This is a genomic window from Lysinibacillus sp. FJAT-14745 (assembly GCF_001275675.1).
In the GTDB taxonomy this organism is placed as follows: domain Bacteria; phylum Bacillota; class Bacilli; order Bacillales_A; family Planococcaceae; genus Lysinibacillus.
The window spans coordinates 56,764-71,727 of record NZ_LITM01000020.1 but is presented as its reverse complement, the minus strand read 5'-3'; the positions used below and the strand labels follow the sequence as shown (position 1 = coordinate 71,727).

Genomic DNA, 14,964 nt, shown 5'->3' with positions numbered 1-14,964 from the left:
GGGACAATTGTTAGTTTGGTTGTTAACATAAAGAAGCACCTCCTTCATTTGATACGTCTATCGTACCGGAGGTGCCTAGCTATTTGTATGCGTTATTTGATTACGGGCTTACATTACTTTTGCTACAAAGTCCTAATAAAATCTTTTTGAATTAACTTTAATTGCTCAATTCTTTCATCTAAAAAATCTCTATAACTTTCTCGTGTAAAACCCTCTGGCCATCTGCCACTACAGAAGGCTTCGTGTGAAATTGTACCTATTATTATTCTTATAATCTCCACACAATAATATACAAAGGGTTTATAATAATAATCTTCATCTGAATAGTCTTCCATCACTTTCCTAACCAGCTGTTGCATTTTTATGAATGATTCTTCATTCCACTCTGCATTCATTCTAATGTAATATGCTAACTCCTCATCAGAATCATCATATTCAAGAAACTGCTTTAAACTATCTTTCATAAAATTTAACCCGTACAGGCAGGTAATAGCACTGTTAGGTATTCCTCCTTCCACTAAAACTTCTTTTGCTCCTTTTGCCATTTTATTTGCTCGATGAACGGGACCATCTTTAGATACCCTATAATCCATATGGCTCTTTTTTTAAAACCATACGTAATAACTACAGATGTAAATGCTAGCAACAACCATGAAGACTACAAACATCTTACGATTAATGTAGTTTTTAACTATCATAAAAATGGTTAGGAGGGTCTTTGTATATAATGTGTACTTCATCAATTGGACAGTCAATGTATCCCCACTTATTCCAATTTAATTTCAGCCACTCAATATCTATTGCATATCCCTCATTATCTTTTGGAATTGACTCTTGAGGTAAATGTACAAAAGTTAAGCCAGCTTTATATCCAGATGCAACTAATAATGAGTACTGTTTTTGTTGCTCAATAACCATAAAATCTACATAATCTTCATAGGGATATTTCCCCTTACATCTTAGTATTGCTCCGCGTTCTATATTTTTGTTTAAGTCAATCAATTTTATATTCTTCATATTAGCCACACCTTAAATTATGTTTTCCAGAAGTATCAGCAGGCAAGTAAACTCATGTAAGAGTACGCTTTTCACACCTTCATACATATGTTTTTGGATAATTATTAACTGGCTATTTCATTAAGGGATAAAGTTATCCGAAATTTAACTTAACTGGTTGGGAGTAATTCATAAATTACCATTCAGCAAAATTCTCCTCAACGAAACTTCCGAAAGATCTTGATAATACTTCTTTATCTCCTGAGTCATGGTAGTATATTACGACTTCCCCGTTAGCATTTATTGCTATTGGATTACCTGAACCATCATCAGAAAAAATTAAGCTTTTGTTAATTTCAGGAGAAAACTCATCTCCTTCAAATGATTCTCTGCACCAATTCGTCAATTTAATAATAGTTTCATTACCTAGGGATGAAGCATTCGAAAATGCATGAATTGCTATTCCTGCATAAGAGCCTCCAAATCGCTTAATAAATTCTTTATAATCATCATCTAATTTTATTTGAAGTTCTTCCTCTGCTTTCGCAATCTCTTTAATCGTGGCAGGTACTCCTTTTAATTCAGGATGATTTTCAAGAAAGTATTCTATTCTTCTCATCAGCTCTTCTTTCATTTTTCCGTAACTCCTTTTTATTTACCCTCGACCTCTTATTGCCAAAATTATTACGTCTTTTTATTCTATGCTAAATTTCCCATCAACCGTATTTATAAAATCTATTACATCTTTTTCCGTAAAAGTAAATGGACTAAAAACATTTTTTGTTAACGTCTCTTTTTCTTCATAACTTAACTTTTCCCATGCCACATTTTGAGCATTTTCTACTGCTCTTTCCTTAAATAAATTATGATTTTCAATCTTCCGCCATTCACTCCATGTATCTTTTCCTTTTTCTTCGATTTCGTATTCTGTTAACAGGTCTACAATATTGTTGCAGATTTTTGCAATAATAGGACTACCCGCAACATAGAAATTATCTGGGTTCTTATGAAATTTTGCCTCCATTAAAGCTTTATGCAAGTTTAAAACTTCATAATATCCCTCAACCTCTAGTTTTATTTCATTCATAGAAATGATTTCCCTCCTCTTTATTCACCTACAATTCAAAGACATTACATTTTATTTTATGATAAATCAATTCCTCATTTATTATTTTTTCAATCTCTTGCCAATCCCCTCCGGCTAATCCTGAACCAATTTTAGGCATCTGGATAGATAATCTATTCATGAATGAAAATCTTGCAACTTTTTTTAAACATAAACGAAGTGCATCATAATCAATATAAATTGTACTATCTTTGTCATTTTTCCTTACACCTTTTTGCGCAAGCATATTTGCAATAAAAATAGGTTTCTGTTGCCCCACACATACAAATTGGACTTCTCCTAACCTAAATGTTTCTTTGTCCTTAGACCATTTTAAATAATCTTTCTTTGCAGAAGGGAATTGTTTTGATAGAGAAAGAACAAAACCTTTTCCCCATAATCCTAATAGGTTAACAACATGAATGATTAGTGTATTTTCTTCTAAAGGAAGAGAAGCATCACCTTTTAGGTAGCTTATTTGAGATTTGTTAACATCAACTAAAAGTGCCTCCTTCCACTTACTTTCAAATTCTACTCTAGTAATAGGTACACTTTCGCTTAAATCTAAACTATCGATATGGCCATCGTACAATAAAAATCCAATATTTTTGTTCCAATCGTTCAACGATGAAGAAATATACATATCGTTATTGATTATGTTAATTTGCCTAGTTGCAATCCCATTCTCAAATTCTGTAAATAATTGGCCGTTACCTTTTGCAAAATCAACATTATTACATTTGTAGAATAATAGGCTACCCTCAGGTTCTACATACTGTTTCACTGATATTCAGCCCCCTTTTTGAAATATGTAAGCACGTTACTAAATCAATAATAAAAATTCCTAACCTAGATTCACGTACATTTAAACGTGAAACATCAATTTCTAAAAAGATATCCAATAGAGCCATAAACCCTATAAGATCAAAACTTCAAGTGGCTTTGGTTTCTCGCGTCAAAAAAAAATTTGTCCAGTAATCAAGAAATAGGGTATATATTTATACAAAACCCAATTCTTATTCAGGTGAAATTTTCCTTCTTGTTTTATCTGTTGGTTCACTTGGACCCCAAACTCCAAATTTCCATTTAATATCATCATTTTTTAATAGCTTCTTTATTTCATTTTCTATCACAATGTAATTAAACTCTTCTTCAAAATGTATACTAAGAGCAAGTACATGATGCTCATCACACAAAAGTTCACTAAGATCATCAAATCTATCAATAAGTTCTATTTTATATTTGCCTTTTTGGCCTTCTGCTATATATCGTCCTTTTTTATTTTCATAGGGTAATGAAACGTTAAAAACTTTTTCTATTTTTTTTACTAAATCTACAAAAGGTAAATCTTCTAGTAATACAATATCTAGGTATTTTGTCTTCACCTTTATCGAAACCTCCTTTTAGACTAAAAAGTAAAAACAACAAGGGCGAAGTAATCACATCACTTCCGATGATTCGTTAGATTAAAGGGCGATATATATCTTTCCAGTAAGGAATCATCTCTTCTGAAAAAATATAAACAAAATCATTAGAAGATAGGTTTCCTAAATTATCTAATGCAATTCCAAACTTGAAATATATTTTATAGTTTCTGTTTATAAAATACTCTTCATTTTTTAAACTATCCAATTTAGATCCGAGCTTTGATAACAATTTATTATCAATAAAAACTTCCTCTTTACAATTAAAAGCTAGTTGAATTAACTGACCTTTTTCATTATACATTGCTTGACTATTCGTCCTGTTTTCTGTAGTAATACCCCTTTTATTATTCTTGCTTATTTTTAAAGGAATTCCCAATATTTTTTCAATTTCACTCGGTTGCATGCCGAATTTTAATGATCCTACAGATTGATACGGAGTAATTTCATATTTTAAGTTTTTTTGCTGATTTTCAATACTTCTGAATTGAAACCCAAATTTTATATCTTTCTCGTAAATTTTTTTTTGGTTATCTGAATAAATTGTTAATTGAATTCCATCATCAGGTAAATCTAAGCCGTAAATCGACATGTTGTACTGAGGAAATATATAACATCCATCAACAATATACGGATTTTCTTTGAATAAAAATTGCTTTGATTCATTCATTAAATCAATTTTTTGTGTACTCAAGAAAATACTTTTAGGATTATTTACAGAAATACTTACTAAAACATCATCTACAAAATGAAATATAAAATCATCTTGATATTGAAAAAATTCTTTTCCATTGACATTTTTCGTATCCAATTCACCTATGATATTGTGTAAGTCAGAAGATGACATAGATAGCTCTACTTCGTTTATCCCGATTTTAGGTAATATTTTTAACTCTCTTCTCATAACTTCTACCTCATCTACAATTTATTTTCTAGAAAAATCTTTTTTATTCTACATTGTTTATATATCCATTGCCTCCTGCGTATTCCAACACTTCTCTTATTCTATCGCAATCCAAATACCAAAAATATACATTTTTATCACTTTCTCAAATAACGAATCAACCAAACTATTCGAATCTTCAACATTAGCATAAAGCAAGCGTATGATTTCCACCCGCTAGTTCCGTTGATTCGGGTTATATAATTACTCTCCGAATGATAGTGTGGTGTTCACGAAATACATGAATTAAACCAGTTCCATTTCTAACAAAAAAACCATGTAGAAAAGAAAGTTTATTCTTCTCTACATGGAGGTTTGGAATCTTTACCATACAAAATTTACTTTAATCCCCTAGAAACTTAACGGTATATATATCGTCTTTACTTAGCTTACTAATTAAATGATCGATTTCATTCTTATCTATTCCTTTAAAAAAATGTTGAACATATTTTAGTTCGTCTATAAGGTCAATAACATCAGCATGAGATAGAGACAATGCAGTTTTATAGAAATCTTTTATTTTCTTTAATATTTTGCATGTTCTCCAATAGTTTGAAGTAAATATAGAATAATGGAGATTTTCTAGGAATTCCATCTTGGCAATAAGTTTTTTTCTTTTGAATAAAATAAAATATCCATATTATCTCCAATAATCCAGGACATCCACGTATTTTAGTTTCGCATTACCTGTCTCTGATGTCGCTGTTTAATTTTTTTTTGACTTTCTAGAGGTATACAATAGATCTTCAACAACTTTTAGATTTTTTTTCAATTGTTTCGAGTAAATAAGTACATCTCCATTTACATACTCAAATCTAAATGTCCTTGTGGATAAAATTTTTATTTTTTCTCCAAAGAAACCGTCTCTAATAATAGTATGAGCAGTCAAATTGTCATTATAAGAATATCTGTCAACCATAAACGTTTCTTCGTCCACATCATCGTCCCTTGTGTAGAATAATATTTTTTCTATCACAGATCCTTCATATATTATACAATCTACTTGGCTTAAAACCATTTCACCAGCCCTATTACTACGAAATCTAAGAACAGATTTTCTTTTCAGTTTCATTTATTATGAAAGAACTCCCCCACCCCTTATTTTCAGCATTATAAGAGAAATACAGTTCATTGTTTTTCAACTTATTCACTATAATTCCTTCCTTAGATTTCGGTTCCTTTTTATAAATTTTTGGTTTTGGTAATTGATCTAATTCATATTGATATGGGTATATTTCTAGATAAGAATTGCTCCAAATAATCGTTTCATTTTCAACGTCTTCAACTTGATGATGCAACACATTGTATGAGGAACGATATTCCTCGAATATTTTTACAATCATCTCGTAATCTTTTTCTATCATCTTGTACACTTCCATAATTCTTTAGTTGTTTTTGTTTCCCAAGTCCGTCCTTTATTTAGTTTCTTCTTTATTGTTCTTCAGTTCATTCTCAACCTTTTCTTTATTATCTAATCTATCGAATAGTTCGTATTTGCAATCTTTTCTATGTAGACCATCTTGTTGATGAGAAGTATCTTCCACCTATTACTTTATCATTATTCTCATGTCAGTAACCAAATCCCATTATATTTTCCATCTGGTTCAATTCCATGAACTTGAATTTGTGCAACAAGTGAATTCATTCTCGGGTCTTTAGTTCCTGTCATAAACTTCAAGATGGGAATTATGATATGGTTCTGTTACTTGATAATAATCAGTTACTTTTTCAAAATCATCTGCTAGTTCGTGAATGTTAATAATGTTGACATTTTCGTACTTACAATAATCACAATCTCCTTGTTCACAAAAAGACCTATTTTTCGATATTTAATACTAATCGCTAAAACAAAATTATAGAAAATAGGCTTTGTTTTTACTTTTCTAAACTGAAGTCTACTTTTTTGAGAATGATCCAGACCTTACTGCCATCTTTTGCATAAATATTGCTCGTAAAAATTATCACTATTTTCCTGACTTAGTATTTTCATATCATAAAAAAGACTATCAAGAATATCTTCAGCAATCTCTAGGTCTTCTGCACAACCTGTATTTTTTGCCAGAAGTTCTACCCCTACTTTTATCATATACCCTCTGTCTTCTTCAGACAGAGTACTATCATTATAAACTTGAATTATTAATTTTTTTATTTGTTCTTTGACCTTTTTGTTTTCAATGTACTCTTCTTCTTCACTTTTGAATTGCTCATTGTAGTAGTTCTTTAAAGAATTTTTAATTTTGTCGATTTCACTTCGATAATCTATTTTCATAATTTAACGACACCCTCCCTTTTTATGGATAGCATAAGCACTTTTAGGTATTTCACCTTGTATGAGAATCTCAGCATTTTTCTTTGCAAACTTATATGCTGGATTTCCAAGTATCTGTATCTGCCAAAGTTTCATGTAAACCTAATGGATCAATCATTCGATTAGGATCGCAAACATAGCCTTATAGCGTAGGATTATTTCAATGCTTTACATATTTTTTGAAACTTTATTCTAATAGTCCTATCTTAGTTAAAAAATTCAAAACTGCTATCTGCTAACTTTTCTTTAGCAATGTACTCTGATTCCCATTCATTATAGTCATTTGGGGGTGCTGTATTAATACCCTCTAACCAATATTTATCACCATAGACCATACACATAGCCCAATGATACTCTGTTTCATGACTAAAAAATAATGCATCACTAAATGTCTCAATAGGCTTTGTAAAGTATTTGAAATTATTAATCATCGATTCTGCTTCATTTTTTGACTTTTTAGCATATTTCACTATAATACCTTTTATAATTTCTTTAAAAGTAAAACCATTATAAATAATTTTCTGACTTGAACTTGTATCAATCAAGATAGTACCATCTCTATCCATAGATCATATCTCTCCTTTTATTGATTATTATGGACATAACTTATGTTTATCAATAGAAGTATTTGTATCATGAACATTGGGTCATAGTAAAGGAATCTATTATAGAAAAGCCCCCAATATCGTGATATTGTCCTTGATACCTTTTAACTCACAATTAGCTTTGTTCATACTCTTTTTTAACTCTTTTATACAAGAAAGGCCGAAAATAAAGGTTGGATTCTTACCTTCAAGGCCAATCGGATCCGTTTGTATACATTCCCTCCTTGGGTGATTAGTATCGGAATTAGTTGTTATACAATCCTGTTTCAACATCTTCATACTCCCCTGAGATACCTAAAAAGAATGAAATCCTACTCACCCGTGAATTCAATCACTCGTCCATAAATATCAAGCTCAGCTGACCAAACTTGCTTTCTTTGTGTCATAGGCTTCAAAAGGTGTTCCTTCGTAAGCCCGTAATCAAATAACGCATATAAATAACCAGGCACCTCCGGTACGATAAATGTATCAATTAGAGGAGGTGCTTCTTTATGTCAACTACCAAACTAACAATCGTCCCTGTGACACTAGATTCGATCACTGACAACTCTTCATCAACAACATCACCACAAAACTCTCCTGAGCCGAGCTGCATCATTAAAACAACTAGTGCTGAAATTTCCTTCTTTAATGGTGTAGATGAGCGCATCATCCAAACGATCCTGAAGGAGTTGAATAATCAATGAAGCACGATTTTACGAGCGTGCAGAACATCTACATTATTTGCGGTAAGACCGATATGCGTAAAGGTATTGACGGTCTCGCAACACTCATTCAGGATTCTTTTAAACTGGATCCATATAGTGATTCCATCTTCTTATTTTCTGGAACGAGTAAAGACCGTTATAAATGTTTGTATTTTGATGGAGATGGCTTCGCCATACTTTATAAACGATTAGATAATGGCAAGCTGCAATGGCCAAAAGATGAAAAGGAAGTACGTAGCCTTTCACAAAAGGAACTCTGCTGGCTTTTAGAAGGTTTATCGCTTCAGCAGCCAAAAGCGATTACGAAATCTGCAAAAGGTGTCTTTTAAACCTACCTATTAAGATGATATAATCATCCATAACTTATACTGAACGGAAATGTGGTGAATGATTTGACGAACGTTCCTAAGCGAGAAAATCAAAATGAACGATTAATTCGAATGCTTGAGTAACAATTAGCTCAGTCAAATCGACAAATCGAAGCATTGACTGAACAAGTTCGCCAATTAACCAAGGCTTTATATGGTTCAAAATCGGAAAAATCCAAGTATCAAGCACCAGACGGACAAGGCTATTTATTCGATGATGATCTGTCTTTTAACGAATCTGAGCAGACAGAAGAACAAAGCACGCCAACTGTTACGCATATCGTTGAGCGTAAACTACATAAGAAAAAACGGAATGATTCTTTTCATGAAGGGATTGAAATAGAAGAAATTCATCATCCCCCCACCAATACACAATGCGACTGTTGCCTTGGCCAAATGACCGAATCCGGTACAACTATTGCGCGTGAAGAAGCAAAATTCATTCCTGCAAAAATGATGCGCATCCAGCATATTGAACATGCCTACGAGTGTAAGCACTGTAACGCCTATAATTGGGTATTCCGCAGTGTGCCAAGCCAAGGTCCGATCATTGTTCTTTTTCAAAGTGCATTATCGAGAAGTCGTTCTGTACTAGAAGAATTTTCGGAAGGCTTTAAAGGAACCATGATTTGTGATGGTTATTCGGCATACGGTAATCTACCTGATGTCACGTTCGCCAACTGTTGGGCGCATGTGCGACGTTATTGGCTGAAAGCCGATAGCAAAAACGGGCAAATTGGCGTGGATTACTGTGATCAACTGTATCACCTAGAACGTCAATTCAAGCATCTTTCACCAGGTAAACGCCGAAAATCACGGCAAAAACATTCAAAGCCGATTGTAGAGAAATTCTTAAAATGGGTGGATGAATCGCCTTTCTTCGGAAAAAATGCCTTAGCTAAAGCTGCTGATTACACATTAAATCGTATAAATGGATTAAAAGCTTTTCTGTTCGATGGTCGAATTGAAATTGATAATAATCCAGCTGAAAATGCGATTCGCCCCAATGTGATCGGTCGTAAGAACTGGCTTTTCTCTGTTAGTGAAGCAGGTGCAAAAGCGAATGCCGTCTGTTTAAGTTTGGCTGAAACGGCAAAAGCAAACGGCATCGATTTCTATCAATACCTAGTGACGTTAATGACAGAATTGCCAAATTTACTGATTCATCAGCAGCCAGAGATTTTAAATAATTACATGCCTTGGTCGAAAAAAATCCAAGCCACATGTGGAAACTAGCCATCTATCCGAAAAAAATTAGGGTAGATGGCCATTCGTCGTGTGTACCGAAAAGGTGCGCTTTTTTTATATTTTGGGCTTACTCTATATCGGAGAAATTGTAGCGCAAACAATTGATTCTACACAAGATACGTCATTCGTTTTGGATACTTTATATCAATTCTACCGCAAGGCTGCATCTTGCATAGTGATCAAGGTTCTGTGTACACATCATATGCGTATCAAAAATCAGTCAAAGAAAAAGGAATTACCCTAAGCATGTCCCGCAAAGGCAAGCCCACTGATAATTCCCCAATTGAAACGTTCTATCTCGACGGAATCTACCGCACGACAAATGCGCATATGATTCAAATCGTCGAAGACTAAATTACCTATAATAACAATATCCGTATTCAAACAAAATTTAACAGCCAGTCCCCCAAACCTGAATGAAAACACTGCTATCATTCAAAAAATAACGTTACATCTGCCAGTTTACTTAAGCTAAAATGCTCTCTGACTGTATAATAGTTGGTTTATAGGAATTTCGCAACTTCATGTACCTACAATAATTTAGATTACAATTATGTTTATATAGTAACTAATTCAGCTTTCTTTTTCTTAAGTGGTGCAAGCTCTGGTAGACGTACCCAACTTAAACCAAGCGTTCCTTCACCTGCATGAACCGCTACACAAGCACTTAGTGGTAATACGGAGAAGTTTATGAGCGGATATTCGTTCTCTAAAACTTTTTTCCAAGCGGTTGCGCCTTCTTCATCATTACAGTGAATAATTGCAACTTCAGGGATAATACTTTTTTCTAGATCTGTATTTAAAACATTTTGTACATATGTTTTAGCTCTAGTCGTAGCGCGTACTTTTTCTTTCATAACGGGCTTCCCATCTTCAAATGATATGACAACTTTAATATTCAACAAGTTACTTAAAAATGCTTGAGTCCCTGAAACTCGACCACTTTTATGTAATTGTGATAAGTTAGCCGGAATAAATGAAAGCTCACTGTTATCTGCCATCTCATTGATTCTTTCAACAATATAGCCAGGTTCAAAACCTTCACGCTCTAACTGCTGACCGAGTTTAATCATTTTCATCATCGGAAATGACCCGATTTTTGAATCCACTGGATATACTTCAAATTCAGCTTGATCAGCTGCTGTGAAAGTGCTTTGATAAGTGCCCGAAAGATGTTGAGAGGTATGAATTGCAATTGCACATGTATACCCTTGTTTTTTTAATGATTTATATAAGTCTACAACTTCACCAATAGCAGGTTGTGATGTCTTTGGATTTTTTTTAGCATTTCGTAGCTTTTCGTAAAACTGATCATGTGTCATATCAACAGTTTCGCGTAAAGCCCCTTCTTCGAACACTATATTAAGTGGTAATACGTGAATTTGATTGTCCTGTATGAACTTTTCATCTAACAATGCTGCTGTATCTGTAACCCATGCAATTTTCTTTCCCATTTAAAAGTAATCCCCTTCATCTATCGTAGAATATTATTCATTTTATCTTATGCAACTATACACAGATAAGATCATCATGAGTAGTGATATTTATAATACTGTATTTATTTTTTACAATCTTCGACATTATTTCGACAATAATTGCGATAAAAATAGCATTTTATAAGCATACGGTAAGCTATCTAATATTTCATTCGCTAATTGTTGGGCGCATATACGACGTTATTGGCTGAAAGCCGATAGCAAAAATGGGAAAATCGGCTTGGATTACTGTGATCAACTGTATCGCTTAAAACGGCAATATAAGCATCTCTCACCAGGAAAGCGTCGTAAAGCACAGCAAAAGCAATCAAAACCGATTGTCGAAAAGTTTCAGGAATGGGTAGATAAATCGCCATTCTTCGAAAAAAAACACCTTGGATAAAGTTTCCAAAAACACATTAAATCATGTACATGGGTTAAAAGTTTCTCTGTTCGATGGTCGAATTGGAATTGATAATAATCCAGCTAAAAATCCGATTCGTCCTAATGTGATTGGCCGAAAGAACTGGCGTTTTTCTGTGAGTGAAGCTGGTGCTAAAGCGAATGCACTGCTTGAGTCTGGCTGAAACAGCAAAAGTGAATGGTATCGATTTCTATCAATATTTAGTTAAACTAAGGATGGAGCTGCCGAATTTACCAATCCATCAGCAACCCCAAATTTTAAATAAATACATGCCTTGGTCGAAAAATATCCAAGCCACATGTGCAAAACCATCTATTCGAAAAAAATTTCAGATAGATGGACATTCGTAGTGCGGTCCGGAAAGGTGCGCATATTTTTTATATTTCGGGCTTACGTTCCTTCCCTTTATTTAAAGCTGAATCATGCGGAGACCCTTTGTTACTCCATGCATATACATGAGGACCTCTATTTGGATCATTCGTATGAAGATACACGAGATAAAACAACTCTATTTCTAACAGAAAAAAAGTAGCATAAATCCTTTTAAAATCAGGATTCATGCTACTTTATTACACTAAACAATTATCACTTATCCTTTTTAAAGTACTTAATTGCAAGTTGAGCGTGCTCAACAACATGCTCTGAACTATGTTTTAATAGGCGTTCCAAAATTTTAATAGAAGCTTTCCCAGACGTTGCAACTGCATTCGCTACACCGTATTCATATTGGGAATTATCTAACAACAATTGATGAATTTCTTCTGTCACATTTCTATGACAGGCTATATTCTGGTATAGTGCCATTTCATAGGTTTGCCCATTGTGAATTTTTATTAACTTAGTTAAATCAGTGCTTGATAATGTGTCTAACATCCCAGGCAAATATCCATCATTCTTTTTGTATATTTTTCTCAATACCAAAGGAGGTGTGTTAACATCTATTTTGTACTGCATAGCTTTATGGACATCCTCCTTCAAAAACATTCTTAGCCTTTTTAGTTAGTGGATACTTCTCTCCAGGATAAATATCGCCTTTTTTCCTTTTAATCTTTAGTTATCATAAAAGAATTTCTCTGTGACCCCTTAAGGATTGTTCGTGCTTGTGCAATTACCACGACGGTCATGTGTCCATATCGAACTCGTCAGTGAATTGGTTCCCAGTTTAATCCCTAGATTTCCACCAAAATTTGCACTATTTTACTTAAGATCTGTTACGTCTACTAATAAATCAATCTTACTTACATAGCATATAATTTTATTCCACCAATTAAACCTAAAAGAACTGACAGTAGACGGAGATATACGGTTAATCACGACAAAACAATTCTACCTCTAACAAAAAAACATATTTATAGTAATCTATTTTAACTTTTTTGTCTTAAAATATCTTTTATTTCCATACGTCCTCCTAACTCATACATCAATGCTACTCTTTTGATGCAGTTTTAAATTTTCACAAGTATAGCTACTAAATACACGCGATGCAACAGCTCCATTTCTAACAATTTTATCTTTTATTTGAACAACAATTAATCAAATGGATATTCACAACGCCAGCCTTGTGTAAATTTTGATGCATCAACTTTCATCAAATCACATATTTCATACAATTTTTCTTCTGTATTAAAACAAAATAAAGCATAATCTTTAAAATCTGAAGGATTCAACCCATCATTGATTTTATAAATTTGTTTGTCAATTGTCATACTTACAACACAAAATTTGTTATTTCTAGCTAATTGAATAAACTCGTATGACTGATGATTAATACTATATTTCTCTATTATATGAAAACCCACCCACGAAACTAGCCTATCATCTTCATAGATTTTTTGAGCAACAACTGAATATGCTTTATGACTAAAAATCCCATACCAAATTTTTGTATCTAATTTGTTCAACTATATCTCCCCTCATTATCCATTACCGCACTAAATATGTCCCATCGTCGTTACCCATAATACGTAAACGATTCCTCCTGATTTACCATTACTTATATTTTTATACTATTCGACTTATTTTTAATGAGCTTCATTTCCACTTTCTCTTTTTTCTTGTAAAAAAATACCCTGCCTCGGTTATAGCAGAGTAGTAAATTCACGAGATAAAACAGTTCCTTTTCTAACACATAAACTCATGTAGTAAAAAGACATGAACCAATCCTTGTCTATTTGACAGGGAGGATTGTATCTTACTTTATTACCATTTTACCTACTTTATGAGGGCCTTCACAAATAATAAGTTCCGCATTACTACTTAGTAAGTGTTGTGGAGCATGCTCAAATAAAAAACAAACTTCACAGTTATCTATCATTTTATTTTGCGTTGGATTTGTCCTATCGAATTTAATAGCTAAATTCCACATATTTCCGTCATCTAGTATCTCTGTAGTTGGATAATACTCTGTTCCTTTTGGAGGCGCCTTTCTTCCTCCTTTCGCTTCTGAAAACCAATAAATTATTGCTTTTTTCATCCGTTGCATCCTCCTAGTGTCTTCAACTCGTACAAAGTTACGCCTCTTTACCGTAACGGAATCTTGGTTTTAAATCAGCAACTTCAAAGATAGAAGCACACCGTTGTCAAACTTCCATGTATCACCATTGTTTCTGACCTTTTGAATGAAATTACCTTCATAAGAGAGTATTACCTCGGCATTAATTTTGTACTTTTATTACAACGTCCTAATAAAATCTTTCTTAAGCAACTTTAATTGTTTAATTCTCTCGTCTAAAAAATCACTATAACTTTCTTTTGTAAAATCATCTGGGTACATGTGCCGACCAAAGGCTTCTTCATTTGAAATTATACCTATGGATAATCAAATAGAACAATGCCATTGAAATCAACATCTACTAGTATAGATTTAACCATCCCATTCCCCTCCTGATTTACCCTTATTTTTATTCTTATACCGTCAGACTTATTTTTAATGAGCTTCCTTAGGTGGAGCATCCTCAGCAAGTACTTCTCCTGTTTTAGGAATCCGCAAATCACCTTTAATATGAGACACCGAATCCAAGTTTTCACTCGTAACTTTAAATAATTCTTCTGCAGTAGCATTCCATGGTTCTTGTATCTTACCTATATCATTTTCAACTTAATTAGGAGTAAAATTAAAGGGCTTCATTTAAATTTCTAGGACAAACTACTATCAACTAGTGAGCAACAAGAAAAGTAAAAACACCTAGAAAATAATAAGTCTAGGTGTACGAATCAAATTACATTCAATTTTCATCCAAAACATTTTACACAGGAAAAGTTACTTATTTTCAATATGTTAATATCTCAACTTTCGCAGTAAAAAAATCCTGATCAACACTTCGTATTATTAGCTATTTTGCTATTCAAAAATCTATTTGAC

At 33.1% G+C, this 14,964-nt stretch carries 19 protein-coding genes and 2 pseudogenes; 5 read left to right on the top strand and 16 right to left on the bottom strand.

The features are described 5' to 3' along the window. Positions 1-122: 122 nt before the first annotated feature. The 12 genes from AMS59_RS23795 to AMS59_RS23735 form a co-directional block, all read right to left on the bottom strand. Positions 123-545, bottom strand: a complete 423-nt coding sequence (locus AMS59_RS23795; protein ID WP_156304773.1) for a hypothetical protein — start codon at positions 543-545, stop codon at positions 123-125. A gap of 142 nt (positions 546-687) precedes the next feature. Beyond that, positions 688-1,017, bottom strand: coding sequence for an Imm45 family immunity protein (imm45, locus tag AMS59_RS23790; protein WP_053486182.1), 330 nt, complete (start codon positions 1,015-1,017; stop codon positions 688-690). A gap of 175 nt (positions 1,018-1,192) precedes the next feature. Continuing rightward, a complete protein-coding gene (locus AMS59_RS23785) occupies positions 1,193-1,630 on the bottom strand; it encodes an SMI1/KNR4 family protein (protein ID WP_053486181.1) in 438 nt (145 codons plus the stop codon). 60 nt (positions 1,631-1,690) lie between these two features. Beyond that, positions 1,691-2,083 (bottom strand): hypothetical protein, encoded by a 393-nt coding sequence (locus AMS59_RS23780; RefSeq protein WP_053486180.1) that lies wholly within the window; start codon positions 2,081-2,083, stop codon positions 1,691-1,693. Between the two features lie 28 nt (positions 2,084-2,111). Continuing rightward, positions 2,112-2,885 (bottom strand): macro domain-containing protein, encoded by a 774-nt coding sequence (locus AMS59_RS23775; RefSeq protein WP_053486179.1) that lies wholly within the window; start codon positions 2,883-2,885, stop codon positions 2,112-2,114. 232 nt (positions 2,886-3,117) lie between these two features. Beyond that, positions 3,118-3,486, bottom strand: a complete 369-nt coding sequence (locus AMS59_RS23770; RefSeq protein WP_053486178.1) for a hypothetical protein — start codon at positions 3,484-3,486, stop codon at positions 3,118-3,120. A 76-nt stretch (positions 3,487-3,562) separates the two neighbouring features. Further along, on the bottom strand, positions 3,563-4,429 hold the full coding sequence (locus tag AMS59_RS23765) for a hypothetical protein (RefSeq protein ID WP_053486177.1): 867 nt from the start codon (positions 4,427-4,429) through the stop codon (positions 3,563-3,565). Between the two features lie 745 nt (positions 4,430-5,174). Continuing rightward, positions 5,175-5,540 carry a hypothetical protein gene (locus AMS59_RS23755; RefSeq protein WP_053486175.1) on the bottom strand — a complete coding sequence of 122 codons (366 nt, stop codon included), beginning with the start codon at positions 5,538-5,540 and terminating at the stop codon, positions 5,175-5,177. Next, the gene (locus AMS59_RS23750) at positions 5,512-5,832 is read right to left on the bottom strand and encodes a hypothetical protein (protein ID WP_053486174.1); all 321 of its coding nucleotides are present in this window, start codon (positions 5,830-5,832) and stop codon (positions 5,512-5,514) included. The genes AMS59_RS23755 and AMS59_RS23750 overlap by 29 nt, the downstream gene beginning before the upstream one ends. A gap of 557 nt (positions 5,833-6,389) precedes the next feature. Further along, positions 6,390-6,737 (bottom strand): hypothetical protein, encoded by a 348-nt coding sequence (locus AMS59_RS23745; RefSeq protein WP_053486173.1) that lies wholly within the window; start codon positions 6,735-6,737, stop codon positions 6,390-6,392. A gap of 245 nt (positions 6,738-6,982) precedes the next feature. Then, on the bottom strand, positions 6,983-7,342 hold the full coding sequence (locus AMS59_RS23740; protein WP_053486172.1) for a hypothetical protein: 360 nt from the start codon (positions 7,340-7,342) through the stop codon (positions 6,983-6,985). Between the two features lie 99 nt (positions 7,343-7,441). Next, on the bottom strand, positions 7,442-7,654 hold the full coding sequence (locus AMS59_RS23735; RefSeq protein WP_053486171.1) for a hypothetical protein: 213 nt from the start codon (positions 7,652-7,654) through the stop codon (positions 7,442-7,444). A 218-nt stretch (positions 7,655-7,872) separates the two neighbouring features. On the opposite strand from AMS59_RS23735, the gene AMS59_RS23730 reads away from it, so the two are divergent. The 4 genes and pseudogenes from AMS59_RS23730 to AMS59_RS26570 form a co-directional block, all read left to right on the top strand. After that, on the top strand, positions 7,873-8,067 hold the full coding sequence (locus AMS59_RS23730; protein WP_053486170.1) for a hypothetical protein: 195 nt from the start codon (positions 7,873-7,875) through the stop codon (positions 8,065-8,067). Next, entirely contained in the window at positions 8,064-8,417 is a 354-nt protein-coding gene (gene tnpB, locus AMS59_RS23725; protein ID WP_053486169.1) for an IS66 family insertion sequence element accessory protein TnpB, read from the top strand. Before AMS59_RS23730 ends, tnpB begins: the two co-directional genes overlap by 4 nt. Before the next feature lie 156 nt (positions 8,418-8,573). Further along, positions 8,574-9,692 carry an IS66 family transposase gene (locus AMS59_RS23720; RefSeq protein WP_234007905.1) on the top strand — a complete coding sequence of 373 codons (1,119 nt, stop codon included), beginning with the start codon at positions 8,574-8,576 and terminating at the stop codon, positions 9,690-9,692. 82 nt (positions 9,693-9,774) lie between these two features. Next, positions 9,775-10,001 (top strand): annotated as a pseudogene (locus tag AMS59_RS26570) (DDE-type integrase/transposase/recombinase); the annotation flags it as partial. Between the two features lie 260 nt (positions 10,002-10,261). On the opposite strand, the gene AMS59_RS23715 reads toward AMS59_RS26570, so the two are convergent. Further along, the gene (locus AMS59_RS23715; protein WP_053486168.1) at positions 10,262-11,158 is read right to left on the bottom strand and encodes a DegV family protein; all 897 of its coding nucleotides are present in this window, start codon (positions 11,156-11,158) and stop codon (positions 10,262-10,264) included. A 187-nt stretch (positions 11,159-11,345) separates the two neighbouring features. On the opposite strand from AMS59_RS23715, the pseudogene AMS59_RS26825 reads away from it, so the two are divergent. After that, a pseudogene (locus AMS59_RS26825) lies at positions 11,346-11,766 on the top strand (transposase). 422 nt (positions 11,767-12,188) lie between these two features. Here the strand turns inward: AMS59_RS26825 and AMS59_RS23705 are convergent. From AMS59_RS23705 to AMS59_RS23695, 3 genes are all read right to left on the bottom strand, one after another. Continuing rightward, entirely contained in the window at positions 12,189-12,557 is a 369-nt protein-coding gene (locus AMS59_RS23705) for a hypothetical protein (RefSeq protein ID WP_156304772.1), read from the bottom strand. 575 nt (positions 12,558-13,132) lie between these two features. Further along, positions 13,133-13,504 carry a hypothetical protein gene (locus AMS59_RS23700; RefSeq protein WP_053486166.1) on the bottom strand — a complete coding sequence of 124 codons (372 nt, stop codon included), beginning with the start codon at positions 13,502-13,504 and terminating at the stop codon, positions 13,133-13,135. Between the two features lie 290 nt (positions 13,505-13,794). Next, a complete protein-coding gene (locus AMS59_RS23695) occupies positions 13,795-14,076 on the bottom strand; it encodes a hypothetical protein (RefSeq protein WP_053486165.1) in 282 nt (93 codons plus the stop codon). Positions 14,077-14,964: the final 888 nt, after the last annotated feature.

What these genes read in the sequence shown, in the direction of transcription:
- AMS59_RS23795 (WP_156304773.1), bottom strand. Translation starts at nt 545, where the DNA reads ATGGCAAAAGGAGCAAAAGAAGTTTTAGTGGAAGGAGGAATACCTAAC.
- imm45 (WP_053486182.1), bottom strand. Translation starts at nt 1,017, where the DNA reads ATGAAGAATATAAAATTGATTGACTTAAACAAAAATATAGAACGCGGA.
- AMS59_RS23785 (WP_053486181.1), bottom strand. Translation starts at nt 1,630, where the DNA reads ATGAAAGAAGAGCTGATGAGAAGAATAGAATACTTTCTTGAAAATCAT.
- AMS59_RS23780 (WP_053486180.1), bottom strand. Translation starts at nt 2,083, where the DNA reads ATGAATGAAATAAAACTAGAGGTTGAGGGATATTATGAAGTTTTAAAC.
- AMS59_RS23765 (WP_053486177.1), bottom strand. Translation starts at nt 4,429, where the DNA reads ATGAGAAGAGAGTTAAAAATATTACCTAAAATCGGGATAAACGAAGTA.
- AMS59_RS23755 (WP_053486175.1), bottom strand. Translation starts at nt 5,540, where the DNA reads ATGAAACTGAAAAGAAAATCTGTTCTTAGATTTCGTAGTAATAGGGCT.
- AMS59_RS23750 (WP_053486174.1), bottom strand. Translation starts at nt 5,832, where the DNA reads ATGATAGAAAAAGATTACGAGATGATTGTAAAAATATTCGAGGAATAT.
- AMS59_RS23745 (WP_053486173.1), bottom strand. Translation starts at nt 6,737, where the DNA reads ATGAAAATAGATTATCGAAGTGAAATCGACAAAATTAAAAATTCTTTA.
- AMS59_RS23740 (WP_053486172.1), bottom strand. Translation starts at nt 7,342, where the DNA reads ATGGATAGAGATGGTACTATCTTGATTGATACAAGTTCAAGTCAGAAA.
- AMS59_RS23735 (WP_053486171.1), bottom strand. Translation starts at nt 7,654, where the DNA reads ATGTTGAAACAGGATTGTATAACAACTAATTCCGATACTAATCACCCA.
- AMS59_RS23730 (WP_053486170.1), top strand. Translation starts at nt 7,873, where the DNA reads ATGTCAACTACCAAACTAACAATCGTCCCTGTGACACTAGATTCGATC.
- tnpB (WP_053486169.1), top strand. Translation starts at nt 8,064, where the DNA reads ATGAAGCACGATTTTACGAGCGTGCAGAACATCTACATTATTTGCGGT.
- AMS59_RS23715 (WP_053486168.1), bottom strand. Translation starts at nt 11,158, where the DNA reads ATGGGAAAGAAAATTGCATGGGTTACAGATACAGCAGCATTGTTAGAT.
- AMS59_RS23705 (WP_156304772.1), bottom strand. Translation starts at nt 12,557, where the DNA reads ATGCAGTACAAAATAGATGTTAACACACCTCCTTTGGTATTGAGAAAA.
- AMS59_RS23695 (WP_053486165.1), bottom strand. Translation starts at nt 14,076, where the DNA reads ATGAAAAAAGCAATAATTTATTGGTTTTCAGAAGCGAAAGGAGGAAGA.